Source organism: Chloroflexota bacterium, assembly GCA_020850535.1.
In the GTDB taxonomy this organism is placed as follows: Bacteria; Chloroflexota; UBA6077; order UBA6077; family JACCZL01; genus JADZEM01.
On the sequence record JADZEM010000112.1, the window covers coordinates 34,801 to 60,157 of the forward strand.

The following is a 25,357-nucleotide window of genomic DNA, read 5'->3' on the forward strand; positions in this document are numbered from 1 at the left end:
CAATCCCCCCGGATCGGCCGGCCCCATCCCCGATGGTGAAACAGCCTGATCAAGCTGAACAAGCGCTTCGGCCACGCGGTCGGCCTGGGGATCAGGGTATCGATCCACCAGCACCGACACCGGCCGCGTGGGCGCCGCTAGCGCTTCCAGGGTCGCCCAGACTGCGCCCGTTCGTGGCCCCCGTCGCCGGGCCAGCCGCAGTCATGCCGCCGAGCTGCGAGGAGACCAGGCGTGCGTACACCCCGCCACGGGCCAGGAGCTCGTCGTGCGTGCCTTGCTCGGCTATCCGCCCAGCGTCCAGCACGACGATCTTGTCGGCGTTCCTGATGGTCGAGAGCCGGTGCGCGATCACCAGCGTCGTTCGCCCGCACATCAGCCGGTCGAGTGCGCCGCGCACCTGGAGCTCACTGGCGGCATCCAGGTGCGAGGTCGCCTCGTCCAGCACCAGGATCGGCGCGTCCTTGAGCAGCGCCCGAGCTATGGCGATCCGCTGCCGTTGGCCGCCTGACAGGTGCGCGCCGCGCTCGCCGACGCGGGTCTCGTAGCCATCCGGCAGCTGCGCCACGAAGCCATCCGCGTTGGCGAGGGCGGTCGTCCGGTCCAGGTCGGCATCCGAGGCGTCAGGACGGGCCAGCTTCAAATTATGGCCCAGGCTGCTGTTGAACAGGTAGGTGTCCTGCGCCACCAGCCCCACCTGCTGCCGCAGCGCGTCGAGTCGGAGCTCGCGCACGTCCAGGCCGCCCACCGTGATTCGACCCGCCGTGGCGTCCCAGAAGCGCAGGATCAGGTGTGCGGCGGTGGTCTTGCCGGAGCCGGACCGGCCGACCAGCGCAACCGTCTGGCCGGCCTCGATGGAGAACGTCACATCCTGGAGGGCCGGCGTCTCGCCGGTCCCGTAGGAGAATGTCACACCCTCGAAGGTGACGGAAGGCGCGGTCCGGACGGCCGCTGGCAACTGCCGGACCGGGCCATCATGGAGGAGGACCGGCTCGTCGTGGACGGCGAACACGCGCCGAGAGGCCGCCAGGGTCTCCGCAAGCTGCTTCGCCACCTTCGCGATGTCCGTGACCGGCCCGAACGAGGAGAGCGCCAGCAACGTTGCCAGCGGCACCAGCGTCGGCGCAAGCTGGCCGCTCTGCGCGAGGTAGCCGCCTACCACCATGACGGCCAGGCCACCGAGCGCCGTCACGATCTCGATGACGCCGCTCTGAATCGCCTGCAGGTGCAAGAAATGCAACTGGGCTTCGCTGAGCGAGCGGCCGTTGGTGGTGATCTCGGCCAATCGGCCGGGGCCGTACCCGAACGCCGCGACCGTCCTGAGCCCCTGGACGCCGTCCACGATGTGGGCGTTGACGAGGCCGAGTCGTTGGCGGGCCAGCGTCGCCGCGCCCACGGACGCCTTCTGCCCGATCACCGGGCTCAGGCCGACCGCCACCAGAAACGGCAGCAGGGCGAGCGCCAGCGGCCAGCCCATCACGCCAAGCGCCGCCAGCACGCCGGCGGGCACCAGCACCGCCACGAACGCCGGCGCGATGGTGTGCGCGAAGAAGTACTCGACGGCCTCCACGTCCGACGTGACGGTGCTGACCAGGTCGCCGGTCCGCCGGCGCAGCACGTAGCCCGGGGCCAGCGGATCGAGCGCCCGGTACATGTCGATGCGCATCTCGGCCAGCAGCCGATACGCGAGATCGTGGGCCAGCCACGACTCGGACCACCGAAGGAAGCCGGTCAGCACCACCACGACTCCGAGCGACCACAGCCAAGACGTCAAGTCTGCACCGGCCGCCGCCACGCGGACCAGGAGTGCGCTGACAACTGTCAGCCCGACGACTGCCGCCGCGTGTGCCAACCCCAGCAGGAACACGGCGATCTGGGTACCCGTCCACGGCTTCACGAGCGCCAGCAGTCGCGCCCAGAGGCCGAGCAGTGGGATCGAGCGGGCGGGCGCGGCGGGCCGGGCCGGGGCCGACACGTGCCCATTGGTGCCAGCGACGGAAGCGGCGACGGGGGGCCGCTCAGCGTCCAGATCGTCAGCATTGATGACGACATCGGACGTGGACTCGGCGCGCTGAGCGGCCATGAGGGAGGCGTAGACGCCGCCGGCCGCCAGCAGCTCGGTGTGGCGGCCTAGCTCGGCCACCTTGCCGTCCTGGAGTACCAGGATCTGGTCCGCGTTGGTGACGCTCGACAGCCGATGGGCGATCACCAGCGTCGTGCGACCGCGCTGGAGCCGTTCGAGCGCCTGTTGGATGGCCGCCTCGTTCTCGGCGTCCACGCTGGAGAGCGCCTCGTCCAGGACCAGGATCGGGGCGTCCTTGAGGATCGCACGGGCGATGGCGAGCCGTTGGCGCTGCCCACCGGAGAGCCGGGCGCCGCGCTCCCCGACGACCGTATCGTACCCTTTCGGAAGCTCGCTGATGAAGCCGTGGGCGTTGGCGGATCGCGCAGCCTCCTCGATCTCGGCCTGCGTCGCATTCGGCTTCGCGATCCGCAGGTTCTCGGCTACTGTGCCGTAGAAGAGGTACGTATCCTGGGTCACCACCGCCACGGTCTCGCGTAGCTGGGCCAGCGGAATCTCGCGGAGGTCGCGGCCTCCCACGAGGATTCGGCCGCTGCTCGGATCGTAGAAGCGCAGCATCAGCCAGACCAGCGTGGACTTGCCAGCCCCGCTCGGCCCGACCACCCCGAGCATCTTGCCCGCGTCGAGCGTGAACGAGAGGCCTGCGAGCGCCTCCGAACGGCGGGTGTCGTACGTGAAGCGGACGTTCTCGAACGTCACGGTGAGGGCGAGGCGAGCGACGCCAGACGCCGATGGGGCCGGATCGACCACCTCGGGCTTCGTGTCCAGCACCGCGAAGATGGCGACCGACGCGGACATGGCGACCATCCCGCGATGGTAGAGCGCCGCCAGCTCGCGCAGCGGCCGGAAGACCTCGACCCCGAGCATCAGCACGATCAGCAGCACGTGCAAATCGAGCGTGCCCTGCTGGACCCGCAGCGCTCCCCACCCGAGCGCCACCGCCGCGCCCGCCGAGATGCCGAGCACGGTGAGGCCGCCAGTCATGCTGTTGGCGGCCAGCACATGCATGGTGCTGCGGTAGAGGTGGCGAGAGCGGGCCGCCAGGAGATCTCCGTGCGCGTGGCTCTGACCGAACGCTTTGAGCGTCGGCAGGCCCTGGACGCTGTCCACGAAGTCGCTGCCGAACGCCGCATAGGAGATTCGGCGGCGCATCGAGCTGGCGCTGTTCAGCTTGTGGAACAGCGACGGGACGAGCAGGGTGAAGATCGCGAATCCCAGAAAGACCAGGGCGGTCGGTACGTCCAGCCAGACCATGAACAGGAAGACAATGACCGGGGTCAGCGCCGCCACCAGCAACTGCGGCAGATATTGACCGAAGAACGTCTCCAGCATCTCGACGCTGTCCACCAGGCTGAGGGCGACGCCTCCCGACCGCTGCTGATCGATGCAGCCTGGCCCGAGCGACAGCACGTGGCGGTACAGCTTCTCGCGGAGACGGACCTTCATCTCCGCGCTCGTCCGGTTGGCGACGTCTTCCTTCCACAGCTGGACCAGCCCACGCCCGACGATCAGCAACGCGATCACGCCAACCATCGGCAGCACCTCGACCATGGGCCGGCCGCGCATGATCTCGGCCAGCACCACGCCCGACAGCGCCAGCCTCCCCAGGTTGAGCGGCATCCCGAGCAAGCCGATCAGCGCGGCGGCCAGTATCCGCCCTCGAAGGCCCCGGGTCAGCGCATAGAGCCGCCAATCGAAGTACATGGATGGACCTCCCGGGCTCGTAGAGCAGCACCCGCCGCAGAGCGTGCCGACAGCCCGACCACCTCGACCACGACCGAGCGAGGCAGGGATCGCGCAGGAAGTTATATCGATGTTACCTATCGACCCGCAAGCACGAGCTTCGTCGGTTTGTGTGGCAGCACGGCGGTCGGGCCGGCAGCGTCCGCTGCTGGGCGCTCGTCGTCGGCGGCAGGCGAGCGCCCAGTAGCGGGCAGGATACGAGACGACCCGCGATCAGTTCGTCAACGTCGCGAAGAACACGCCGCTGAGCGGGAACGGCATGAAGCGCTCGTGGTACTCCCGCAGCGTTTGCTCCGGGTCGATGTCCGCGAGCTGCTCCGGGTACTGCCACTTCGCCATCGCCTCGAGCGCCGCGAAGTGGAACGGGTTGTTGAAGAAGCCGAGCCACATGCCGTGGAAGCGCTGACCCTTCACCGCACGCAGACCAGCCCAACCGGGCGCGGTCGTGAGCTTCCGTAGCTGCTCCTGCACGGTAGCCGGATCGGCATCGTAGCCCATGCTCAAGTACGCCCCGAGATTCGGCGTCTTGCTCCAATCTGAGCCGGTAGCGATGATGACCTCGGGGTCGATAGAGAGCACGCCCTCCGGGCTCAGACTGCCGGTCGCGCCCGGGATGCGGCCGATGGCGGCGTTGTTGCCACCGGCCCGCTCGATCAGGTCGCCCAGGTTCGAGCGGCCGAACGTCGAGCAGCAGTCGCCGTAGCCGGCCGAGCGGATCAGGAAGGTGGTTGGACGGTCGCCCTTGAGCATCTCGACACGGCCGAACACCCGCTGGACGTGCCTGAGGTAGAAATCAGCGATCTCCTGGGCGCGGGCCTCCTTCCCGAAGAGCCGCCCCAGCAGCAGGATGCTCGGGACCGTGTTCTCAAGCTGGCGCTCGCGCCAGTCGATGAAGACGCTCGGGATGCCGGCCCGCTGCAGGGTGTCGATGAGGCCGGAGTCGCGCGTTGCCGCAAGCTGGTGGATTCCGAACACGACCAGATCCGCGCGCAACGCGATGGCCTGCTCGGCGCTGAACGCGCCGTTTTGGGCGAGGCCGAACGTCGGCAGTTCGGTCAGCTTCGGCGAGGCCTGCTGATAGCGAACCCAGGCGTCGTACTCGTTTGCATCGAGCTGATTCTCCCAGCCGACGAGGCGCTGGCCCGGATCCTCGCTGTCGAGCGAGGCGATGAGGTGGAGCTGGCGGCCATCCGCCAGGATCACCCGTTGGACCGGCGCCGTCACCGTGCGGCCGGCGACGTCCGTCACGACCAGCGCGCCCTCGGCTACGGCCGGTGGCGTCAGCACGTGGAGAAGCGCCAGCGAGACGATGAGCAGCGTCACGAGGGGCAACCGAAGCCGGCGATATGCTGACTGGTACGCTGGCCGGCGCTGACCGATCACACGCCCACCGGCTGAGCGATCCGGGCTAGTGGAAGCGATCACCATAGGTTCCTCTTCTCTGTCGATCTCGGGTGGAAGGCGCGGATTCACCCCAACGGTGTGGGAACCGTCACGGCATCTGGCCACCCGGCAGCGTCCGAACGGGTCGGTAGGTACGGGCGAGATAATATCGATGTTACCTCACTATTAGCAAGGACTAATCTCATCGGTTCGTGTACCGTCACACGAGCCGGCGGCGGGACTGCGTCCGGTGGGAACGGCTGGGCTACGTCGCCCCACGCGTACAATCCGGGGTGAGCCGAGCTTGCGCCGGTGCGGCGGATGTCGGCGTTGCAGGGATGGGGCGGTGAACAACGAACCAGGGACTGTGAAATCGGGGCGTCGCCCGACGATCTACGATCTCGCCGCCCGAGCTGGGGTGTCACCACTCACCGCCTCGCGCGTCCTGAACGGCAAGACGGCAGGCAAGGTTTCGGCGCGTACCCGCGACCACGTCCTGGCGACTGCTAAGGCGATCGGCTACCGGCGGAACCTCGCCGCGGCCGGGCTCCGACTGGGCCGGATGCACGTCATTGGCTACTTCACGACCAGCAGCACGCCGACGCCCTGGCAGGGGCATCAACTGGTCGGAGCGCAACAGGCCGCGCGCGAAGCCGGCTACAACCTGATGTTGCTCGGGACGGCGCCAGGTACGGACTGGCGCGAGACGGTCTCTGAGGCGATCGGTTCCGGACAGGTCGACATCCTGATTCTCCAGATCGACCCGCCGCCAACCGTGGACGACCTCCGTCCGTTCGAGGGACGGGTTGTGCTGCTCAACGATGCTGTGCCCGGTGTGCCGTCGGTGATGGAGGCCATCCGCGACGGCGTGCGCGAGATGATGCGGCACCTGATCTCGCTCGGCCACCGGCGGATCGCGTACCTCGCGGCGCCGGCCCACAGCGGCGGCCGGGTCCGCGCCTACCAGGGAGCACTCCACGAGGCCGGGCTCGAACCTGAGCCGCGCTACCTGGCCCAGGCCGACTGGGCGCTGACGGCCAGCGCAGCGGCGACCCAGCGGCTGCTCGGACTCGATGCGCCGCCCACGGCCATCGTCTGCGCCGACGATATCCTGGCGGCCGGCGTTTACCAGGCGGCCCGTGACACCGGCCTGGCGATCCCGCACGATCTCTCAGTCGCCTCGTGCTACGCGCTGAGCGTCGCCGAGATCCTGGTTCCAAGGCTGACGGCGCTCACGTCGTCGGCCGCGTTGGCCGGGACGACGGCGGTACAACTGGGACTGGCACTGGCCAACGGAGGTCCGGCACCGGCCAGCAAGAGTCTGCCGATGCCACTGGTGGTCCGAGAATCGACCGCGTCGCCGCGCTGACCTCGAGGGCGACAGGCAGCGGATCCCCGCGTCGGTGGGCCACCGATCCGCACATCGGCGACGGCCACAGGAGCGCTCCCCCTGACGGTTTCTGCTAGGCTCTCCCAGCATTGCGGGGGAGGATCATGCCGACGAACGTGACGGGCCGGCAGCTTGGCGTGGTGATGACGCCGGCCGAAGTGCAGGACGAGGGGCTGGACCGCGTCCTCGACACCATCGTGCGGGCGGGAGCCACAGCCATCTCGCCTACGCTCGGGGTGTACGCGCCCGCCCCGACCGGCGAAGGCTCCCGCGAGCCGCCCATCGACGTCAGCGGCGGCGTGCGCCTGCTCGACCGACCGCTCTGGGGCAAGCGCGAGCTGTGGATGCGCGGCTACACGCCGCACCAGCCCGACGCCGCCCGCTGGTCCGCGCTGCCGTACAACGCGCCGCCGCTCGCGCCACCCGAGCTGCGGGTGGACGTCGTGCGGCAGATCGTCGAGGGGGCCAGGGCGCGGAGCCTCGCCGTCGAGATTCAGATCAGCCCGTACACCCTGCCAGGAGCGCCCGGCGGCCAGTCTGTGGGCAGTGGCGACAGCATCGGCACCATCACCGACCGCCCCGTGCGGATCGACGGCACGATTGCCGAGCGCGTGGTGGCCGGCCACGGCTGCCTCAACAACCCGAACGTCCGCGCGCTCGGGCGGGCGCGCATGCTCGACGCGCTGGCCCACTACGCCGACGTGGACGGCATCTTCGTCGATTGGCCCGAGTACACCTGCTACTTCCTGGAGGATGTGTTCGTCTGCTTCTGCGACCATTGCCAGGAAGCAGCGGCCCGCCGAGGGTTCGATTGGGGCCTGATCCGGCGGGACGCGCGGGCGCTCTGGGACCGGCTGCACGCGCTCCGGCCAGCAAACCTCGCGCGGGCCACTGACGCCGCCGACCTGACGTTCCTGGTGGCCGATGGGCTGGTCGCGTATCCAGGCTTCGGGGAGTTGCTGCGGTTCAAGGCGTCGTCCGTCCGCGAGGCCATCGCCGATCTGCGGCAGACCATGAACGCGGCCGGCGCCTCTGGCGTGGCGCTCGGACTGAACGGGTTCGCGCCGCCGTGGTCCCGCCTGACCGGCATGGACTACCGCACCGTCCACGGCCCGGACGTGGCCCAGGCGACGCGCTGCAAGCTGTTCACCTTCCACTGGCCGATGATCGTTCGCTGGTGGTCGGAGTCCCTGCTCGCCTGGAACCCCGGGCTGGACGAGCGCGCCGTGCCGCGGGCCGTCCAGGCGGCGCTCGACCTGCCAACGCCGCCCGACGAGCATCGGCAGACCCTGGCCGAGTACGACATGCCCCGACCGGATGAGCCGCACCCGATCACCCCCGAAGCGCTGACCCGGAAGGTCAACCAGGCTATCGGGCTGGCAGCGGCCGGCGGCCACGGCGCCGACTGCCTGGCCTACGTCCACAGCTACCGCCCGCCCGAGGAGTTCCGCCGGGTGCTGCAGGCCGTCCTCGCCAGCGAAGCGCGCGGCTGCTGGGTGCAGCGGTACGGCTACCTCAGCGACGAGAAGCTGGCGATCATGCGGGAGGTCTGGCCGGCATGACCGTCGATCCTTCGGGCCATCCAGGCCAGCCCGCCAACCCCCCGAGCCAGCCACCCGATCCGCTGGCCCGGCTGGCCCAGGCGTACGCCGTCGCCCGGGCCGAGACCGCCCGGGCCATCGTCGGGCAGGAGGCCACGTTCGAGCTGCTGTTCGCCGCCCTGCTGGCCGGCGGGCACGTGCTGCTGGAGGGCGTGCCGGGCACCGCCAAGACGCTCCTGGCTCAGACGCTGGCTGCCCTGGTCGCCGGCACGTTTCGGCGGGTCCAGTTCACGCCAGACCTGATGCCATCGGATGTCGTCGGCACGACGGTCTTCGATCCGCGCGCCGTCGAGTTCCATTTCCGGAGCGGGCCGGTCTTCTGCCATGTCCTGCTGGCCGACGAGATCAACCGCGCGCCGGCCAAGACTCAGGCCGCCCTGCTGGAGGCGATGGAGGAGCGGCGCGTCACGGTGGACGGCGTCGGACACCCGCTCCCCGAGCCGTTCATGGTGATTGCCACCCAGAACCCGGTCGAGTATGAGGGCACCTACCCGCTCCCCGAGGCGCAGCTTGACCGCTTCATGTTCAAGCTGCGCGTCGATCACGGCTCGGCGGAGGTCGAGCAGGAGGTGGTGCGCCGGCACCTCGCCGGCTTCGAGCGCAACCACCTGGAGGCGGCCGGCCTGCGGGCGGTCCTCGGACCGGCCGACCTGCTGGCCTGCCGCGCCGACCTGGGCCGCGTGGCGGTCGAGCCGGACGTGCTGGCCTACATCGTCGAGATCGGCCGGGCCACGCGCCGCAACAACGATCTGCAACTCGGCAGCAGCGTGCGCGGTCCCCTGGCGCTGGCGCTCGGGGCGCGGGCGCTGGCCGCCTTGCGCGGCCGGCCGTACGTCACCCCGGACGACGTGAAGGAGCTGGTCGGGCCGACGCTTCGACACCGGATCATCCTCAAGCCGGATGCGGAGATCGAGGGGCTGACGGCAGACGATGTGCTGAACCGGACCCTGGCGGGCGTGCCAGTCCCGCGGTGAGCGGCGACTACCCCCGCGTGGGCACGGCCGGCCACGAGCGGATCCGGACATGACGTTGCTCCGCTCGCTGATCCCGCGCTGGCGGCTGCTCTGGCTGGCGCTGGCCGCCCTGGCGCCGCTGGCCTTTGGCGATCTGCTGCCGGGCCTCCAGTGGCTTTCCCTGCCGCTGCTCGTCGGCGTACTGGGGCTGGTGGCCGTCGATGTCCGCATGACGGCCAGCCCCGACCGCCTGACGGTCCGCCGGCAGGTGGCGGACCGGCTCTCGTTGGGGGCTGAGAACGCCGTCACACTGATGCTGGAGAATCGCGGGCCGCGCCCGCTCGCCTTCCGCCTGCGCGACGAGCACCCGTTCGAGTTCCGCGCCAACCAGACCTTCCACGAGGGCACGGTTCCCGTTGGCGACTCGCTGGCCGTGCGCTACATCCTGGTCCCGCCCCGCCGTGGCGACTATCGCTTCGGGCGGGTGGTCGTGCGCTACCGGAGCGCCCTCGGATTGGTGGACCGCCAGCACGCCTACCCGCTGGATCGCGATGTGCGCGTCTACCCGAACCTGCTCGATCTCCGCCGCTACGACCTGCTGGTGCGGCGTGGCCTGGAGATGGAGGCCGGCACCCGGGTGGCGCGCCGCTTCGGGGCTGGCACCGAGCTGGAGCGCCTGCGCGAGTACGTCCCCGACGACGAGCTTCGGCGCATCAACTGGAAGGCGACGGCCCGGCGGGGCATCGCCATCAGCAACGAGTACGAGACCGAGCGCAGCCAGAACGTGGTGGTGCTGCTGGATGCCGGCCGGCTGATGGGCGCGGTGGCGGACGGACTGACCAAGCTCGACCACGCCCTGAACGCCGGCCTGCTGCTGACCTACGCGGCCGGTCGGCGCGGCGACCGCGTCTCCCTGCTGGCCTACGCCGACACGGTCAAGGCGTTTCTCCCGCCCCAGAAGGGCCGGCGGGCGTTCCTCTCGATTCTGGAGACGCTCTACCGGCTGGAACCCGAGCTGACCGAGAGCGACCACGCCCGCGCGTTCACCTACCTGCACAGTCGCGGGCTGCGCCGCTCGCTGCTGGTGCTGTTCACGGACCTCTCGGACCCGGAGCCGTCGCGGGCGCTGGTGGCGCACCTGGCGCGAGCGGCCCGCCAGCATCTCGTGGCCGTGGTGACGGTGGCCGACCCGTCGCTGACCGGCCCGGCCGCCCGCGAGCCGCGCGACGCCCAACAGCTCTACGAGCAGGTCGTGGCGCAGCGCCTGCTCGACGAGCGGCGGCATGTCCTGGCGAGCCTGAGCGGCCAGGGCGTCATCACGCTGGACCTGCCGGCCGACCGGCTGTCAGCCCAGGTGGTCGCCACCTACCTGGAGCTGAAGGCGCGCGGCCGCCTGTAGGGACCGTGCCAGCAGCGCGCACGATATTCCAGCGGCCTGCCTACACCTTGGCGCGCTGCTGCACCACGAAGTCGCCACCCTCCAGGACGGTCACAGGGTCGGAACCATCTGGCGGGTAGTCGAGGATGACTCAGATCGGATTCCTACCATGACATCTGGTTCATTTCGGACACGAGCAGACGCCGAGATCGTTAGCCGCACAGACGGTGTGAGCATCCGTCGCTTGATTGATGAGGGTGGCGTCTCACTGGCCGAATACACCGTACCACGCGGGTTCTCTACCGGCCCTTCGGACCACGAGATGAACGACAAGGTTGGCTACATCGTGAGCGGCGTCGTGGAGATTCGAACTGCCAGTAGCAAGGTGACACTTGGTGCCGGCAGTGCCTACCACCTTCCACGCGGCGCGGCCCACGAGTTCACCGTCGTAGAGGATGCCGTGATCGTGCAGGTGCGAACGCCCTCTGAGGCATGAGACTCTGCCTCCACGCAATGCACAAGCACCTCTGACGTGGCGCACAAACGGGTCAGGCGACCTGGACGAACCGCAGGTGCCGCGCGAGCGGCTCGGAGTAAAAAGCATCCACGTCCACGTTCGGCACCAGCGCCCGCATCTCCACCATGAAGCTGCGGAGATCGTCGACCTGCCGGGCACGCCGCTCGCGCTCGGAGAGGTCTGGGAACGTCTCCTTGTAGGCGCGGCAATCGTGATGCGAGATGCCGATGATCCGCTGGAAGCCATGCGAGTTGTCGAGCAGCGCGATCATGTCGCGGATGACCGGCGCGTAGGGCGTCACCGACAGGACGGCTTGCGGCCCCCCGGGGACGATCAGCGGATCGTAGCGGCGCAGGCCGTAGCGGGCCGCGATGAACTCGCCGCGCGCCTCGCGGAAGCGCGGATCGGGACAGGCCACCACCAGCACATGCTCGTTGTCCTGGTGCCAGAGCGCCCGGCTGACGTAGACCTGCTCCTCGGCCAGCCGCGTCCGCGGGCCGCCGCCACTCCTGATGTCCAGCATTCCGTGTCACCCCACCCGTGTCATGGTGTGGGCGCCCAGCAGCCTCGACGGACGGCCCTCGCCCTGTAGTGTCGGGGAGCGACGCTCGTTGTCGCCAATTTCGTCAGGCAGGGGCCAGGGTGATTGCATGTTGATGTCGTCGTGCCGCCTCGTCGGGGCTTGAAAGCCCCGACCGCCCGTTCCATGATGCTTCGGGGACACCAATGAACATGCCATCGCCCTGATGCTGCTACCAGTGCAATCGCATGTTGATGTCGTCGTGCCGCCGCGTCGGGGCTTGAAAGCCCCGCCTACGATCCTGCAGTCGCTGCGCGACGCTGTAGTCTCATCAGTCCCTGTCCGTGCCCTGCGTCCGTCGCGCAGCGACGGCGTGACTGTAGGCGGGGACTTCAACCCCCGACCGCCCGTTCCATGATGCTTCGGGGACACCAATGAACATGCCATCGCCCTGATGCTGCTACCAGTGCAATCGTATGTTGAGCGCGTCGTGCCGCCGCGTCGGGGCTTGAAAGCCCCGCCTACCATCCTGCAGTCGCTGCGCGACGCGCCAGTCGCACCAGTGCCTGCCGTTCCCTGCGTCCGTCGCGCAGCGACTGAATGACGGTAGGCGGGGACTTCAGTCCCCGACCACCCGTTCCATGGTGCTTCAGGGACACCAACGAACATGCAATCGCCCTGGCCACAGGCAGCCTGTTGGCAACGGGTAGCGTTCAGGCCGCGAACGCGGCGCGCACGACCACCAGCAAGATGATGCCGTACCAGACCGAGGCCGTCGCCGCCAGCGTCAGGAAGACGACGGCCGGCCACTCTCGGTCTACAAGGTAGTTGAGCGCGGCCGTCAACGCACCAGCGGCGAGCATGGCCGTCAACAGGACGACCAGTCCTTCGCAGAGCCCTTGCAGCGGCATCGACTGATAATACGAGACGAGGGACATGGCAGCGAGTTGACCGTCCGAGTCGGAGTGTGGGTCAGGTCAGATCGGCCAGGTCTCGCGACGATACGCCATGTCCCAGAACATCCACTCGTAGCGCATGCTCTGGTGGAACACCCGCCGCATCGCCGCGCGGGTGCGCGGTCCGCCCTCGGCAACCTCGTCGTCCACCAGCTCGCGCCAGGAGCGGCAGCTGTCGGCCAGCAGGCCCTCGGAGTAGAACCGCGCCCACTCGCCGTACACCGGGTGATCGACACCAACCACGACATCCCCGAGGGCGTGATAGGTCCACGGGCAGGGCAGCAGCGCCGCCGCGATCTCCCCGAGGTTTCCGCGCGCTGCCGTCGCCAGCATATGATTTTGATAGGCCAGGTTAGTGGGCGAGATCGGCGCGGCGGCAGCCTGCTCGTGGGTGACACCGGCCATCGCGAACAGCCGCTCGTGGAGCGGTCGCTCGATGGGGGTCATCACGCGACGGGCGATGCGCGCCAGGAGCTCGGCGCTCGGGGCCTTGGCCAGCGCCGTGGCGACCGCCCGGCCGAAGCCCTCCAGGTAGTGATAGTCCTGGGTGACGTAGTACTGAAACGTCTCCAATGGTAGGACACCGGCCTGCAGCTCCGCGAGAAACGGATGGGTCTGGATCGCCTGCCAGACCGGCGCCGCCTCGCGCCACAACTCGTCGGTGAATCGCTCGCTCACGCCCTCTCCCGGCGCGCCGCTCGCCAGCATCGCGGCAAACGGAGCGCTTTCCTCGTCTCGCAGGCTCATTGTACAATCGGCCCCGCTTCCGGACCGGAGCCAGAAGCCGACTTGGATGGTCCGTGTTTCAGGTGGATCTGCGCTGCGAACAGTTCATGAAGCTCTGGCGCGTGACCGGCGACCGAGTGGATGCCACGGCAGCAGTCGTGCGGCGTGGAGACGTCTTCACCGCGACCGTCCACTACAAGTACGCCGATGGTCGCTCGCGCACCTGGACCTGGCGTCCGCGCCAGGGCACGACGCTGACCGGCCGCGAGCTGGTCCGGTGCATGAACGGCATCGACCGCGGGTTCCGCGCGATCCCTGGCGTCCACATCCGCATCGACTTCCCGCAGAACGCCAGCCACGAGGATCAGGTGCTCATCCTGATGGAGTATGGACTGCACCGGCTGTTTCTCGACGCCGCCAGCACCGTGCCTGACGCCAACGGCGTCTGCGAGGGTGCAGGTGGACCGGAGCACGCCAGCGACTAACCGCCGGTCAGTCGTGATCGACCGAGTCGGGTCACTGCCGGCGCTTCCCCCGTCATCCCGAGCGACGTGAGGCTGCTCCCTTCGCCGTCATCCCGAGCAGAGTGAGCGTGCGAACGCAGTCGAGGGATCTTCCTCACGCCAAGAAGGAGAAGATCCCTCTCCACTCCGCTCGTCCCTCGCCACGGTCGGGATGACGGACGGGCGCTCGTCCCTCGCCGCGGTCGGGATGACGACGCGCACCCGGGATGACGACGCGCACCGAGCGACCGTGCGATTCACGCCTGCCGAGCGACGAACACCAACCCGAGCGGCGCGCCGACGACCGCGGCCCGGAGTGCTCGGGAAACGGCTACCGTCCGCCGGTCGGCTTGGCCGTCGCGCCGCCGGGGAACAGTGGACTGATCACCGGCTTGGACGCCGGCGCTGGCGCGGCGGGCGCAGCCGGTTTGACCGCCGGAGCCGGCTGCGTCGCCGGTTTCGGGGCGGGCGTCGGCTGCGCGGTAGTTGAGGCCGGCTTCGGCGCGGCGTTGCCGGACGAGGCCGCCGGCGCGGACTGCGACGAGCCCGTCGTGGGCCGATTCTGGATCACCTGCGATGGGCCGGCCGGCTTTCCACCCGTCCCGACCAGCACGACGTTGCGCGAGGATCGGTAGACGCTGGACAGACGCAGGATACGCGGCTCCTCGCCGGCGCGGGTCACCGTCCGGGTGTTGACTACCTTGAACCCGTCCATCGCGCCCTCGACGGCGAGCCGTTGCCCGGCCGGCAGCGTCGGCTCCTCCTCGACGACCTGATCCTGGCTCGCCTTCTGGACGTCGGTGCGCTCGCCCGGCTGCACCTTGACGTTCCAGTCTGGCTTGGTGCCGTACAGCCCGAAGACCACGCGGCCACCTTCGACCCAGGACTGGATCAGCAGGTAATTGTCGGAGTTGTTGATGAAGCGGAAGTCGAGGTCGGCTTCCTCGTCCACCGTGGCGTCAAGACCTTCAACGCCGCGCGAGTTGTAGCCCGTGATCCAGTACAGGTGATAGTTGCGCTCTTCAAGCTGGTACCCGCTCCAGAACACGGCGTGGAACAGCGTCGTGGCAACCTGACAGATGCCGCCAGCCACCGACGGGACAGTCTTGACGTTCGCGCCGGCGTTCGCGATGCCCCAGCCGAGCTTGTAGCCAGCGTCGAGGCTGGTGGAGCCGACTTCCTTGTTGAACGAGAACAGTTTGCCGGGCGGCACCACCACGCCGTTCAGACGCTGGGTGGCAAGGCCGATGTTGTGCTGCTTCGGGGGCGACGACCCGGCAAACGAGGTCCGCGCGACCTCAATCGCACCGTCGATCTTCAGCTTGTCGGCGTCGGCGACCGAGACCTCGGGCCGGGTGACCGACACCGGCAGGGTCAGCTTGCGATCGGCCGACAGAGCCTGCGCCATCACCATGTCCACGGTCTTCTCGACGTCGAGCGAGCGGCCGTCCTTGCTCTCGCGCAGCACCGACAGCACGCCACCCTGCCACGAGAAGCGGGCATTGAGGGGATCCTGCTGCACTTCTTTCGCGATCCCCTGCGCCCAGGTCTTCACGGCTGCGCGGTCGAGCTTGACCCCTTCGGTGCCGACGATGGTCGACATGGAGGCTAGCTGCTTCGGAGAAAGCTCCCAGCGCAGCTCTTCGAACGCGATGGCGAGCGGCGCGGAGACGAGCTGCTCGGCCTGGGCCTTGACGCTGGCCAGTTGCTCCGAGCCAACCTTCGGCTGCTCTTCCACAATCGCCAGCTCGACGGACGAGACATCCGGCCGGGACAGTGCGTCTTCGAGACGCTGCTGCGTCTGCTGCGCCTGCAACTGCCGCCCAGCCTGCCCCTCGACAAACGAGACCGAACCTTCGGGGCTCAGGGCGATTCGGGCATCGCTGGTGGGGCGGTTGACTGCGCCGGCCAGAGCCTGCATGAACGCGCCCATGGTCGCCTGATCGAAGCCCGGATTCTGCACTTCGTAGGCCGAGCCGTTGAACAGCAGGCGCACCTGCACGACGGCGCGCGTCACAATGTTGCCGTCGCGCCCGAGCTTGAACGCCTCGTCGACGACCGGTTCGACATCAGGACGCAGCCCCAGATGGTGCCCGGCGACCGTCCAGTTCAAGTCCTTGTAGGCGATGACGATGGAGCGGTTGCTCGACGCTGTCACCGGCTCAAGCAGGGCTGCTCGCGCCTCGTCCCGATTCATCCCACCGACGGACACGCCGAGCGCCCGCACTCCCGGGTAGATGCGGTTGGCGTACGCCACCTGGAAGCTGCCCAGGCCCACGATCAGCAGCGCCGCCATGACGGCGCTGAAGACGCCAAGCGCCAACCCGGCGTTCGCGAGTGACATCTGCGTCAGCGGACCGATATTCAGTCCGCTCCAGGCTCCCGTGGCATCCTGTCGCAAACGAAGGAGACTCGACTTCCTTAGGGAGTTGTCATGGGAGAGCCCAGGCGAAGGAATCATACGTAACCGCTCTCCGGTCGAGCAACGAGATGAAGCTTACACAATCGTTGCGGGTGGCTGGCGGATTCGGATTCATTGCCTTCATGAACGTGCAGCACCGTCATGTCGGGATGTTCTCTCCCTGGTAGACGCCGGCGTACGCGTGAGTCTGACTCTCGAGCCGCACAAACACCAGTTGGAGCACCCGCGCGCCGCGCGCCAACCGGATTCCCGACCTGTTGTAGACCATCATCAGCGATTCAGACCGGCCCTGGTAGCCAGCATCCCAGACGGCGGTGTGCAGTGCCGCCCCGCATCGCAGCAGCGACGACCGCGGGCGGCCGAACGCCATCAGATCGAGCGGGAGCGCCACGGTCTCGCCCAGGCGGATGATGTAGGCGCCCGGCTGAAGCTGATACCAGCCGTCGGCGTCCGGCTCGACGGGCAGGCGTTCGGGCACGTGGCGGTCGGCGTTGGTCGGCCCGAGCGCGCCGCCGCTCTCGATCCGCCAGACGCTCTCGAGCGTCAGATCGACGCCGTTCGGCTGAATCTGATGGTCCGGGTCGGTGAGCGGCGAGACCAGCGGCGGGTCGGCGTCGAGCAACGCGCGGATTGCGCCCGCCGAGAGCGCGCCGCCCCGCTCAACCTCGGGGCCATGCGCCGCCCGGCTTCGCGTGCGAGAAACCTGCACAGCCACCTCGGCGGTCGGGACTGCCGAGATCGGGGCAGACGGCTTCCCGACGCGCACCGTCAGGCGCTGGATCAATGGGTGCGTGTCCAGGAGCACTGTCGCGATGCGCTCGGCCAGCGCCTCGATCAGGCGACAGGGCAACCCTTCGACCAGGAGGCGGACCGTCTCGGCAACCTCGGCGTAGTTCACCGTCTGGGCGAGATCGTCGGTGCGACCGGCCGGCCCGAGGTCCAGGCCGAGGCTCAAGTCGATCACGAACCGTTGGCCGAGTCGTTGCTCCTCGGGCAACGCGCCGTGGTAGCCGTAGAAGGTCAGCCCGCGCAGTTCGATCAGATCCACGTACCGATGCTCCGACCCAGACATGGCAACTCGGAGCAAGGATACCCGTGCCGACCGACCGACAGACGCCTCAATGCTGTCAATATGCTGACATGCTGCAGCGCCGAGCGACTGCTCGGCGCTCCGTGGAACGCAGCGTGCTGGGCGGGCCGTCTGCCCGCCGGAACACCGACTATTCGGGCAGAACGGTGAGCTTCGCGACCATCCACGGGTGGATCCGGCAGTAGTAGGCGTAGTTGCCTGGATCGACCGTGGCCGTGTCGAGGACCCAGCTATTCCCAGGCGTGACGAGGGTCTCGCGCGACGGCGACGAGTCGAACTTGGCGCCGGCGACCAGCCCGTTCTCGAAGGGAGTCGTTCCCAGCGAGATGCTGGTCACGCTGTGCGGGCGCTTGTTGGTCGGCGGATTGTAGAAGGTAACCTGCTCGCCCTTCTTGACGATCAGCTCACTCGGGCCGTAGCCCCAGTGATTCTGTCCCGGGTCGATGCCCTGGTTCGGGGTGGGCGCGTCGTTGTCCAGCATGGTGACCGATGGCGTGTACGCAGTCGCAACACTGGTGCTGGCAGCCCAGGCAACGCCGACTGCAACCACGAGCGCGGGAACGAAGGCCAGGCGACGAACGAAGCGCATCAGCGCCCCTCCACATAGTGACGCGGCGTCCGTTGGGAACGAAGCCACGGTGTTATCCCTGACCGAGCGGCGAGGCCGGCCCAAGCGCCCCCGATCATGGGGTTCTACGCACGGGCGCGACATTCGGATCTCCGAGCATGCCGAAGCGAGCAGCCGGGCGCAGGGGAGTCAGCCCGGAGATGCGCCTTGCCGGGCGAGCGCGGAGCGTTCCACACTCTGACGATATGGCCGGCGGGTATTACGACGAGCGCATGGAGACGCTGCCGCCCGACGTGATGCGGACGGTCCAGGATCACCGGCTGCGCTGGCAGTTCCGGCGCTGCTGGTCTGGCTCGGCATGGTATCGGGAGCGCTTCGAAGCGGCTGGCCTGACGCCCGAGACGTTCGGCGGCCTCGCCGACCTCTCACGTCTGCCGCCGCTTTCGCGAGACCAGCACCAGTACGACCTTGCCCAGCGAGTCGCGTCTGACACGCGGCGAGACGGCTTTCTCCATCGAAACACGCCGAACGACTCGACGCTGGATCTACAGCGGGGCTGGCGCGCCGATGCAGCGAAATGGACCTACATTGATTCGCCTCGCCAGATCCCATCGCCGCAACGGTGGGACACCGCCGACACCCGACACGTCGCTGAACTACGAGCCTCGCAAGATACGAAGATGCGGTTGTACGACCGCAATATCCCCGGATTCGGCCATACCGTCGCCTACGAGTGCGTGCACCGTCTGGGGCGGCACCTGGTCGACGATCACTTTCTGGCCGAGATCCTGGACCCGAAGACCGGGGCAGCGCTGCCAGACGGCGCTCTGGGCGAGCTGGTAGTGACGGATCTCGTACGCGAGGCGTACCCGCTCGTCCGCTACCGCACCGGACTCACGCGGGCAATCACCCGTGACGGCTGCCCGTGTGGGCGCACCACCAGCAAGGTCTGGACCGCCGCGCGGCTGCGGGCGGCCCGGGCGGCTGAGGCTTCGTCGCCCTAAATGTTCTTCGTCGGCGGCGCTTCGCCCATCGCGGCACGCCAGATCGTCGCGCTGGCGCGGCGTGCAACCAGTCCGCCGGCGGCCATCATCATCGCTACGAGGCCGGCCCAGATCATCCGCTTGAACATGCCCTGGTCACTCCCTTTCAGCGAAAGCAGCTTGGTGTCCGAGCCGTTCTTCTGTGCATCCCCTGTGCCAACCCGCACTTCGATCGGCAGCGACGGCACGGCGGCCAGTACTTGCTGAGCGCCCTCCGTCAGCGACTGCGCTGCCGACGCGACGCCCTGCTGCAGCCGTTCGGCGGTGGTGGGCTGGCGGCGCGCCTGGGCCACCGACCGCGCCATCGCGACGCCGGCCAGGCTCAGGCCGGCCATGCCGACCCCCAGGATGGCTGCCGGGTTCTCGCGCGCGTACTCGACGTAGGTCTTCGGGCTGAGGGCGCGAGTGACGCGCCGCTTCAGCTCGCTGACCGCCGAGGAGACGTCCTTGCGGATCTCCTCTATTTCCCGTTGCGTGTCAGCAGCTGTTGCGCCCACTCGATATCCTCCTGCACCGTCTTGCGGGTCCGCTCAACCGGCGAGATCTTGAACTCTTCGATACCGCGCATGACCAGTTTGTAGGTTATGAAAAAGACCACGCCCAGCAGGATGAACGCCACGATCCATCCGAGCCACGGGCCGATGATCGGGATGAACATGCCGCCCAGCTCGTTGAGGCCGAGCACCAGGATCATGACCACCACGTTGAGGAGGATCAGCGCCCCGACGATCCCGATGGCCGCGCCAATAATGAGCGTCTTGGCCGCGCCGACGGCGACAAGCAACTCCTCCTTCAGCTCTTGCTTGACGAGCTGAACGTGCCGGTCGACAAGTCCGTTGACGCCGTTCACGATGCGCCGGAACAGCTGCGTGGTGGATTGACGGTCGGTTGGCGGGAGCTGTTGCGCCACCCTGCTGACCCTCCAGATCGGGCTGTGCCCGTGGGCGCCCTCGGCAAGAAGGGTGCCGCATGCGCTGCACCATGCTACCGAGTGAGCCGCCACATTCTATCAAGGCGGGATCCTTCTCGATGCACCGTCCCATTCAAGGCCCACTCCCACGTTTCAGAGGGCGGCGCGCCCCTCTGATATACTCATGATTCAGGCGCCCGCCGTCAGAGCCGCCTCAGCGGCGAGCACGGCGGGCGATTGTGTGTCATCTGTTGTCATCCACCATCACGGCGCTTTGGCGACCGCTGCCGCGTCCGCGTGGGCGCAGCCGTCAGGACTGACAGTGTCCCAGCAGACCATTCGAAACTTCTGCATCGTGGCCCACATCGACCACGGCAAATCGACCCTGGCGGATCGGCTGCTGGAGGTCACCGGGACGCTGTCGCTGCGCGAGATGTCCGAGCAGGTGCTTGACGCGATGGACCTCGAGCGCGAGCGCGGCATCACCATCAAGGCGAAAGCCGTCCGGATGCAGTACCGCGCGCGCGACGGCCAGACCTATCAGCTGAACCTGATCGACACGCCGGGGCATGTGGACTTCGCCTACGAGGTCTCCCGCAGCCTGGCAGCCTGCGAGGGCGCGATCCTGGTCGTGGACGCGGCCCAGGGCGTCGAGGCGCAGACGCTGGCGAACGTCTATCTCGCCGTCGATCACGGGCTGGAGATCGTGCCGGTCATCAACAAGATCGACCTGCCGAACGCCGATCCGCCCCGCGTGATGAAGGAAGTGGAGGATGTCATCGGGCTGCCGGCCGCCGACTGCATCCTGGCCTCGGCCAAGCAGGGCACGGGCGTCGAGGACATCCTCGAAGCCATCGTTCAGCGGATGCCGTCGCCGAAGGGCAGCGCGGACAGCCCGCTGCGGGCGCTCGTGTTCGATTCGCACTACGACGCCTACAAGGGTGTGATCGCCTACGTGCGCGTCGTCGACGGCGCGGTGGCCGCGAGCGACCGCATCCAGATGATGGCGAACGATACACGCGCTGAGGTGCTCGAAGTCGGGACGTTCTCGCCGCGCATGACGCTGAACGACCGGCTGGCCGCGGGCGAGGTCGGCTACATCGCCACGGGCCTGAAGGATGTGCGCGAGCTCCAGGTCGGTGACACGATCACCCTGGCGAGCGCGCCCGCGAAGGAGCCGCTGCCGGGCTACCAGCCGGCCAAGTCGATGGTCTTCGCGGGCCTCTACCCGACCGCCAACGACGACTACGTGCTGCTGCGCGAGGCGCTTGAGAAGCTGCGCCTCAACGACGCCTCGCTCCTCTACGAGCCTGAGAGCTCGGCCGCGCTCGGGTTTGGATTCCGCTGCGGCTTCCTCGGGATGCTCCACATGGAGATCATCCGCGAGCGGCTGGAGCGCGAGTACAACCTCGATCTGCTGATCACCGCCCCGAGTGTGGAGTACCACGTCTACACCACGGACGGCGAGATGCTCTCGGTGGACAACCCGGCGCTGCTGCCCCCGCCGAACCACATCCAGCGGGTCGAAGAGCCGTGGGTGACCCTCAGCATCATCGTGCCGAGCCGCTACATCGGGACGTTGATGGAGCTGGTGCAGACGCGGCGCGGCGTCTACAAGAAGATGGACTACCTGGACGAGCAGCGGGTTCTGCTGGCGTACGAGATGCCGCTGGCCGAGCTGATCGTCGATTTCCACGACCAGTTGAAGTCGCGGACTCAGGGGTACGCTTCGCTGGACTACGCCTTTGCCGACTACCGACCCTCTGATCTCGTGAAGCTCGACATCATGGTGAACCAGCAGCCGGTGGACGCCCTCTCGATGATCGTCCACGCGGACAAGGCGTACCAGAACGGCCGGGCGCTGGTGGAGAAGCTGCGAACGCTGATCCCCCGCCAGCTGTTCGACGTGCCGTTGCAGGCCGCCATCGGCAGCAAGATCATCGCGCGGGAGACGATCCGTGCGATGCGGAAGAACGTGCTGGCGAAGTGCTACGGCGGCGACATCACCCGCAAGCGGAAGCTGCTGGAGAAGCAGGCCGAAGGCAAGCGGCGGATGAAGCGGCTCGGCAGCGTCGAGATCCCGCAGGAAGCGTTCATGGCCGTGCTGAGCTTGCGAGACTAGAGGTCAGTGGTTCAGTGACGAGGGTGCTGCACACAGCCGCTCCCTGGCCTTCTGACCACCGATCACTGAAGACTGACCACTGACGGCTGACAACTCGTTTGACAGCGCTCGCGCAAACCTCCACACTTCTTGGTGGCGTCGCCCCGTGTGACGACGCCCAGAGAGCGAGTGGGAGGACAATCATGGCCGTCGAGCGCCCAGGCGCCGCCAGCCTGCGTGGCAACGCATTCACCGTCATCGGGGCCGAGCTCAAGCCGGGCGATGCCGCGCCCGATTTCAACGTCGTCGGCGCGGGCATGTCGAGCGTGACCCTCAAGGACACGGCCGGCAAGGTCCGCATCATCTCGACCGTGCCCTCGCTGGACACGCCGGTCTGCAGCACCGAGACCCGGAAGTGGGAATCCTCGCGTGGCGATCTTGGCGACATCGCGATGATCACCATCAGCATGGATCTGCCGCCGGCCCAGGCCCGCTGGACCGCCGAGAACAGCGTCGAGCACACCGTGGCCTCGTCCCACAAGAACGAGCAGTTCGCGACCGACTACGGCGTGCTGATCAAGGAGCTGCGGTTCCTGCAGCGGGCGGTCTTCGTCGTCGGCAAGGACGACAAGGTCAAGTACGTCGAGTACGTGCAGGAGCTGCCCAGCGAGCCGGACTACGACAAGGCCATCGCGGCTGCGAAGGCCGCCAGCTAGCAGCATCGCCTGCACCCGCGCCTTCCCCTGTCATCCCGACCGACGCGAGGCACGAGCCGAGTGGAGGGATCTTCCTTCCATGTCCCGGGCAAGATCCCTCGACTCCACTCACAAGCTCGTTCCGCTCGGGATGACCGTGGGGCGGCTCGTTCCGCCCGGGATGTCGTGGAGACAGTCGCGAGCCCTGCCAATTCCGAGCCACTCGGGCGAGTGTGACGGCGACAGGGCGTGATGTGCACCATGCATGACACGCCCGAGCAGCGCATCAAAGCGCTCGCAGCCGAGCTGGGCTTCCGGCCGGTCGGCATCGCCGACGCCGAGCCGTTCGACCTCGATCTCGGGCGGATGCTGACCTGGCTCGATCAGGGCAGGCAGGCCGGCATGGGCTGGCTGACGCCGGAGCGCGCCCGCGCCGCCTGTGACCCGTCGACCCTCCTCGACGGCGCAACGTCGCTGATCGTGGTCGGCGCGCCGTACGCGCCGGCCGGCGAGCGCCTGAGAGCATCAGACGGTCGCGACAAGCACGATCCTGATGCACGCCGACGGGGCGTCGTGGCCCGCTACGCCCGGGGCGTTGACTATCACGACGTGATGAAGGAGCGCCTGACGGCCCTGGCGGCCTTCGTGCGCGAGCTTGGCGGCGCGGACAGCCGCACGCGCGTCTTCGTAGACTCCAGCCCGCTGTTGGAGCGGGCCGCGGCCGTCCGGGCGGGGCTGGGTTTCATCGGCAAGAACACCAACCTGTTGACCCGCGAGGCCGGCTCGTTCCTGCTGCTCGGCGCGATCCTCACGACCGTCCCGCTGGAGCCTGACCGGCCGGTCCCGCAGGACTGCGGCTCCTGCCGGCTCTGCCTGGACGCCTGCCCCACTGGCGCACTGCCCGAACCGTTCGTGCTCGATGCCAATCGATGCATCTCCTATTTGACCATCGAGCACCGCGACGCCATCCCGACCGAGCTTCGGGCCGGCATCGGCAGCCTCGTATTCGGCTGCGACATCTGTCAGCAGGTCTGCCCCTGGAACTGGGGCAGCCGGCCGCCCGGGTGGCCGGAGTTCTCCAGCGCCGAGGACGGCGGATACCCGGACCCCAGAGAGTTGCTCTCGCTGGACGACGCGGCGTTCCGCGAGCGCTACCGGCGGACTCCGCTCTGGCGCACGAAGCGCCGGGGGCTGGGGCGCAACGCCGCTGTCGCGCTGGGGAACGTCGGGACGGCGGCCGATCTGCCGGCGCTGGCAGCCGCGCTCGAGGATCCCGAGCCGCTGGTCCGAGGCCACGCCGCCTGGGCCATCGGCCGGATCGGCTCCGAGAGCGGGCAGCAGGCGCTGCGGGACGCGCTGGCCGTTGAGACCGAAGCCGATGTCCTGGACGAACTGTCCGCCGCACTTTCGAAGCTGACCGGCCTGACGACTGCCGATCCGCCGAGCGGCCAGGACGGTAACCGCCCGCCGCACCTGTGCCGAGCACACAAAGAAGCCGCCGAACCAGACTGAGCTGGCTCGGCGGCTTCCGCAGTACGTGTGTTTGCGGTGACGAACTCCTTAGGCCACGGCCCCCTGAAGAATGTGGGCCACGACGATACGACGCAGCTCCTGACTCCGCGTCGCGCGGGTCATGAGCCGATGAACGACGACGGTGGTGGGCTCGCCGTCACGCAGCCGGTAGGCCGGCTCGTCGAGCGATCCTGAGATCTCGACGATTCCCTCGCGTGACAGCTCTCCCAGGGCCTCGCGCACCCGGTCCACTGGCCGGTTGAGATCCCGGGCGAGCGTTGAAGCATCGGTCCAGAAGCCGACACCCTCTGACAGCGAGCGCAGTACGTCCCACTTCACGAACGAGGTGATGTGGCACTTGACGAACGCCAGCAGCGCAGGATCAAGCTCTGAATGAACGACCAAGATGTGACTCCGTTGTGCCTGCACGCTTGTAACCTCACATCGTTGTGATGGTTGAGCCATCGGGCGGACCACACTGTCCACCTACTCAGTGTAACGCTTCGCAGTGACGGACTCATATACTTCTCTGCTGAATATCGGGCAGTTCCGTTTGTGAGCCCTGCACAAGTGCCCGCGTCGACCAGCAGACCTCTCGGAGTAGCTCAGGCGGGCACCCGGATCGATGCAATCCGCGTGCCGCGAACCTAAGGATTCGGTGAAGGCGTCACAGCCGCTGCGGGCACGGCGAGCGGCGTCGGCGATGGTGGCGCCGGCGGCTCGGTGACCAGCCGTTCGAGATCCTGCACCAGGGCGTTCGTCACGAGGTAGATGGCCGGATCGCCGACCTTGCGCGCGTACGTCCCCGTCTCGGCCACGGCCTTCGTGCCGACCGTCAGACCGATCCGCCCGCCGTCCGCCAGCCCGATGGCTGCCGTTAACGACGGCGCGTTCAGCCCAAATTCGGCGTCATTGCCGGGATTCGGCACCCGGTACGTCGCCCGCACCGTGGACAGCCGAAACACCAGGCTGTTGACGCGCAGACGGTCGGCCGGCCCACCGCCCGGCAGCAGCTTCCAGCCCTCACCATCGCGCTCGACGCCAGCCTGCTGGCTGCCACGGGTGACGGTGACGCTCTGAATCTGCTCCTCGGCGACAGCCCACAGCTCAAGGGTCGGATCGGGGGGCTTCGGCGTGGGGACGCCGGCCGCCGCGCCCGGATTGGCAGCCGGGCTGGCCGGATTGTCCTGGACGGGTCCGAAGTAGACGTACGTACCGAGGGCCAGCAGGATGGCCAGCAGGCCGAGTGTGACGCGAGGACTCATG

The 25,357-nt window shown here is 68.2% G+C and carries 22 protein-coding genes and 1 pseudogene; 10 read left to right on the forward strand and 13 right to left on the reverse strand.

From position 1 onward, the window contains the following. Window positions 1–91: 91 nt before the first annotated feature. On the reverse strand, window positions 92–3,784 hold the full coding sequence (gene cydC / locus IT306_15230; GenBank protein MCC7369779.1) for a thiol reductant ABC exporter subunit CydC: 3,693 nt from the start codon (window positions 3,782–3,784) through the stop codon (window positions 92–94). 252 nt (window positions 3,785–4,036) lie between these two features. Next, window positions 4,037–5,146, reverse strand: a complete 1,110-nt coding sequence (locus tag IT306_15235; protein MCC7369780.1) for an ABC transporter substrate-binding protein — start codon at window positions 5,144–5,146, stop codon at window positions 4,037–4,039. Window positions 5,147–5,624: 478 nt separating this feature from the next. On the opposite strand from IT306_15235, the gene IT306_15240 reads away from it, so the two are divergent. From IT306_15240 to IT306_15260, 5 genes are all read left to right on the forward strand, one after another. Then, complete coding sequence (locus IT306_15240) at window positions 5,625–6,575, forward strand: LacI family DNA-binding transcriptional regulator (GenBank protein MCC7369781.1); 951 nt, start codon at window positions 5,625–5,627, stop codon at window positions 6,573–6,575. A 125-nt stretch (window positions 6,576–6,700) separates the two neighbouring features. Beyond that, window positions 6,701–8,158, forward strand: a complete 1,458-nt coding sequence (locus IT306_15245) for a hypothetical protein (protein MCC7369782.1) — start codon at window positions 6,701–6,703, stop codon at window positions 8,156–8,158. After that, on the forward strand, window positions 8,155–9,171 hold the full coding sequence (locus IT306_15250) for a MoxR family ATPase (GenBank protein ID MCC7369783.1): 1,017 nt from the start codon (window positions 8,155–8,157) through the stop codon (window positions 9,169–9,171). Before IT306_15245 ends, IT306_15250 begins: the two co-directional genes overlap by 4 nt. A 49-nt stretch (window positions 9,172–9,220) precedes the next feature. Continuing rightward, window positions 9,221–10,549: a DUF58 domain-containing protein gene (locus tag IT306_15255; GenBank protein MCC7369784.1), complete on the forward strand. Its 1,329-nt coding sequence runs from the start codon at window positions 9,221–9,223 to the stop codon at window positions 10,547–10,549. A gap of 148 nt (window positions 10,550–10,697) precedes the next feature. After that, window positions 10,698–11,024, forward strand: a complete 327-nt coding sequence (locus IT306_15260; protein ID MCC7369785.1) for a cupin domain-containing protein — start codon at window positions 10,698–10,700, stop codon at window positions 11,022–11,024. A gap of 52 nt (window positions 11,025–11,076) precedes the next feature. Here the strand turns inward: IT306_15260 and IT306_15265 are convergent, their stop codons facing one another. The 3 genes from IT306_15265 to IT306_15275 all read right to left on the reverse strand — a co-directional run bounded on the left by IT306_15265 (window position 11,077) and on the right by IT306_15275 (window position 13,199). Then, a complete protein-coding gene (locus tag IT306_15265) occupies window positions 11,077–11,568 on the reverse strand; it encodes a hypothetical protein (GenBank protein ID MCC7369786.1) in 492 nt (163 codons plus the stop codon). A gap of 710 nt (window positions 11,569–12,278) precedes the next feature. After that, a complete protein-coding gene (locus IT306_15270; GenBank protein MCC7369787.1) occupies window positions 12,279–12,503 on the reverse strand; it encodes a hypothetical protein in 225 nt (74 codons plus the stop codon). A 39-nt stretch (window positions 12,504–12,542) separates the two neighbouring features. After that, window positions 12,543–13,199, reverse strand: coding sequence for a TenA family protein (locus tag IT306_15275; GenBank protein MCC7369788.1), 657 nt, complete (start codon window positions 13,197–13,199; stop codon window positions 12,543–12,545). 122 nt (window positions 13,200–13,321) lie between these two features. Between IT306_15275 and IT306_15280 the strand changes: the two genes are divergently transcribed. Continuing rightward, window positions 13,322–13,732 carry a hypothetical protein gene (locus IT306_15280; GenBank protein ID MCC7369789.1) on the forward strand — a complete coding sequence of 137 codons (411 nt, stop codon included), beginning with the start codon at window positions 13,322–13,324 and terminating at the stop codon, window positions 13,730–13,732. A 349-nt stretch (window positions 13,733–14,081) separates the two neighbouring features. Here IT306_15280 and IT306_15285 read toward each other — a convergent pair whose 3' ends face one another. From IT306_15285 to IT306_15300, 4 genes and pseudogenes are all read right to left on the reverse strand, one after another. Beyond that, complete coding sequence (locus tag IT306_15285; GenBank protein MCC7369790.1) at window positions 14,082–16,094, reverse strand: VanW family protein; 2,013 nt, start codon at window positions 16,092–16,094, stop codon at window positions 14,082–14,084. Between the two features lie 217 nt (window positions 16,095–16,311). After that, window positions 16,312–16,803 carry a deoxyuridine 5'-triphosphate nucleotidohydrolase gene (locus IT306_15290; GenBank protein MCC7369791.1) on the reverse strand — a complete coding sequence of 164 codons (492 nt, stop codon included), beginning with the start codon at window positions 16,801–16,803 and terminating at the stop codon, window positions 16,312–16,314. Window positions 16,804–16,857: 54 nt separating this feature from the next. After that, window positions 16,858–17,220 (reverse strand): annotated as a pseudogene (gene folB, locus IT306_15295) (dihydroneopterin aldolase). Window positions 17,221–17,392: 172 nt separating this feature from the next. Further along, window positions 17,393–17,851, reverse strand: coding sequence for a cupredoxin domain-containing protein (locus IT306_15300; GenBank protein ID MCC7369792.1), 459 nt, complete (start codon window positions 17,849–17,851; stop codon window positions 17,393–17,395). Window positions 17,852–17,988: 137 nt separating this feature from the next. On the opposite strand from IT306_15300, the gene IT306_15305 reads away from it, so the two are divergent. Then, the gene (locus IT306_15305; protein MCC7369793.1) at window positions 17,989–18,834 is read left to right on the forward strand and encodes a hypothetical protein; all 846 of its coding nucleotides are present in this window, start codon (window positions 17,989–17,991) and stop codon (window positions 18,832–18,834) included. Here the strand turns inward: IT306_15305 and IT306_15310 are convergent. Next, window positions 18,831–19,370 (reverse strand): hypothetical protein, encoded by a 540-nt coding sequence (locus IT306_15310; GenBank protein MCC7369794.1) that lies wholly within the window; start codon window positions 19,368–19,370, stop codon window positions 18,831–18,833. The two genes, IT306_15305 and IT306_15310, sit on opposite strands and share 4 nt — an antisense overlap. Continuing rightward, on the reverse strand, window positions 19,334–19,783 hold the full coding sequence (locus IT306_15315) for a phage holin family protein (GenBank protein ID MCC7369795.1): 450 nt from the start codon (window positions 19,781–19,783) through the stop codon (window positions 19,334–19,336). Before IT306_15315 ends, IT306_15310 begins: the two co-directional genes overlap by 37 nt. A 184-nt stretch (window positions 19,784–19,967) precedes the next feature. Between IT306_15315 and lepA the strand changes: the two genes are divergently transcribed. The 3 genes from lepA (at window position 19,968) to queG (ending at window position 24,091) form a co-directional block, all read left to right on the forward strand. Beyond that, window positions 19,968–21,905 carry an elongation factor 4 gene (lepA, locus tag IT306_15320; protein ID MCC7369796.1) on the forward strand — a complete coding sequence of 646 codons (1,938 nt, stop codon included), beginning with the start codon at window positions 19,968–19,970 and terminating at the stop codon, window positions 21,903–21,905. A gap of 182 nt (window positions 21,906–22,087) precedes the next feature. Further along, on the forward strand, window positions 22,088–22,600 hold the full coding sequence (gene tpx, locus IT306_15325; GenBank protein MCC7369797.1) for a thiol peroxidase: 513 nt from the start codon (window positions 22,088–22,090) through the stop codon (window positions 22,598–22,600). A 240-nt stretch (window positions 22,601–22,840) separates the two neighbouring features. After that, on the forward strand, window positions 22,841–24,091 hold the full coding sequence (gene queG / locus IT306_15330) for a tRNA epoxyqueuosine(34) reductase QueG (GenBank protein ID MCC7369798.1): 1,251 nt from the start codon (window positions 22,841–22,843) through the stop codon (window positions 24,089–24,091). Window positions 24,092–24,139: 48 nt separating this feature from the next. Here queG and IT306_15335 read toward each other — a convergent pair whose 3' ends face one another. Beyond that, window positions 24,140–24,496, reverse strand: a complete 357-nt coding sequence (locus IT306_15335) for a hypothetical protein (protein ID MCC7369799.1) — start codon at window positions 24,494–24,496, stop codon at window positions 24,140–24,142. A 242-nt stretch (window positions 24,497–24,738) separates the two neighbouring features. Then, window positions 24,739–25,356, reverse strand: a complete 618-nt coding sequence (locus IT306_15340; GenBank protein MCC7369800.1) for a DUF4340 domain-containing protein — start codon at window positions 25,354–25,356, stop codon at window positions 24,739–24,741. Window position 25,357 lies beyond the last annotated feature (1 nt).

Bases quoted from the DNA above. Each gene is read 5' to 3' on its own strand.
- cydC (MCC7369779.1), bottom strand. From the start codon at position 3,784: ATGTACTTCGATTGGCGGCTCTATGCGCTGACCCGGGGCCTTCGAGGG.
- IT306_15245 (MCC7369782.1), top strand. From the start codon at position 6,701: ATGCCGACGAACGTGACGGGCCGGCAGCTTGGCGTGGTGATGACGCCG.
- IT306_15250 (MCC7369783.1), top strand. From the start codon at position 8,155: ATGACCGTCGATCCTTCGGGCCATCCAGGCCAGCCCGCCAACCCCCCG.
- IT306_15255 (MCC7369784.1), top strand. From the start codon at position 9,221: ATGACGTTGCTCCGCTCGCTGATCCCGCGCTGGCGGCTGCTCTGGCTG.
- IT306_15260 (MCC7369785.1), top strand. From the start codon at position 10,698: ATGACATCTGGTTCATTTCGGACACGAGCAGACGCCGAGATCGTTAGC.
- IT306_15265 (MCC7369786.1), bottom strand. From the start codon at position 11,568: ATGCTGGACATCAGGAGTGGCGGCGGCCCGCGGACGCGGCTGGCCGAG.
- IT306_15270 (MCC7369787.1), bottom strand. From the start codon at position 12,503: ATGTCCCTCGTCTCGTATTATCAGTCGATGCCGCTGCAAGGGCTCTGC.
- IT306_15285 (MCC7369790.1), bottom strand. From the start codon at position 16,094: ATGTCACTCGCGAACGCCGGGTTGGCGCTTGGCGTCTTCAGCGCCGTC.
- IT306_15300 (MCC7369792.1), bottom strand. From the start codon at position 17,851: ATGCGCTTCGTTCGTCGCCTGGCCTTCGTTCCCGCGCTCGTGGTTGCA.
- IT306_15305 (MCC7369793.1), top strand. From the start codon at position 17,989: ATGCCGAAGCGAGCAGCCGGGCGCAGGGGAGTCAGCCCGGAGATGCGC.
- lepA (MCC7369796.1), top strand. From the start codon at position 19,968: ATGATTCAGGCGCCCGCCGTCAGAGCCGCCTCAGCGGCGAGCACGGCG.
- tpx (MCC7369797.1), top strand. From the start codon at position 22,088: ATGGCCGTCGAGCGCCCAGGCGCCGCCAGCCTGCGTGGCAACGCATTC.
- queG (MCC7369798.1), top strand. From the start codon at position 22,841: ATGCATGACACGCCCGAGCAGCGCATCAAAGCGCTCGCAGCCGAGCTG.
- IT306_15340 (MCC7369800.1), bottom strand. From the start codon at position 25,356: ATGAGTCCTCGCGTCACACTCGGCCTGCTGGCCATCCTGCTGGCCCTC.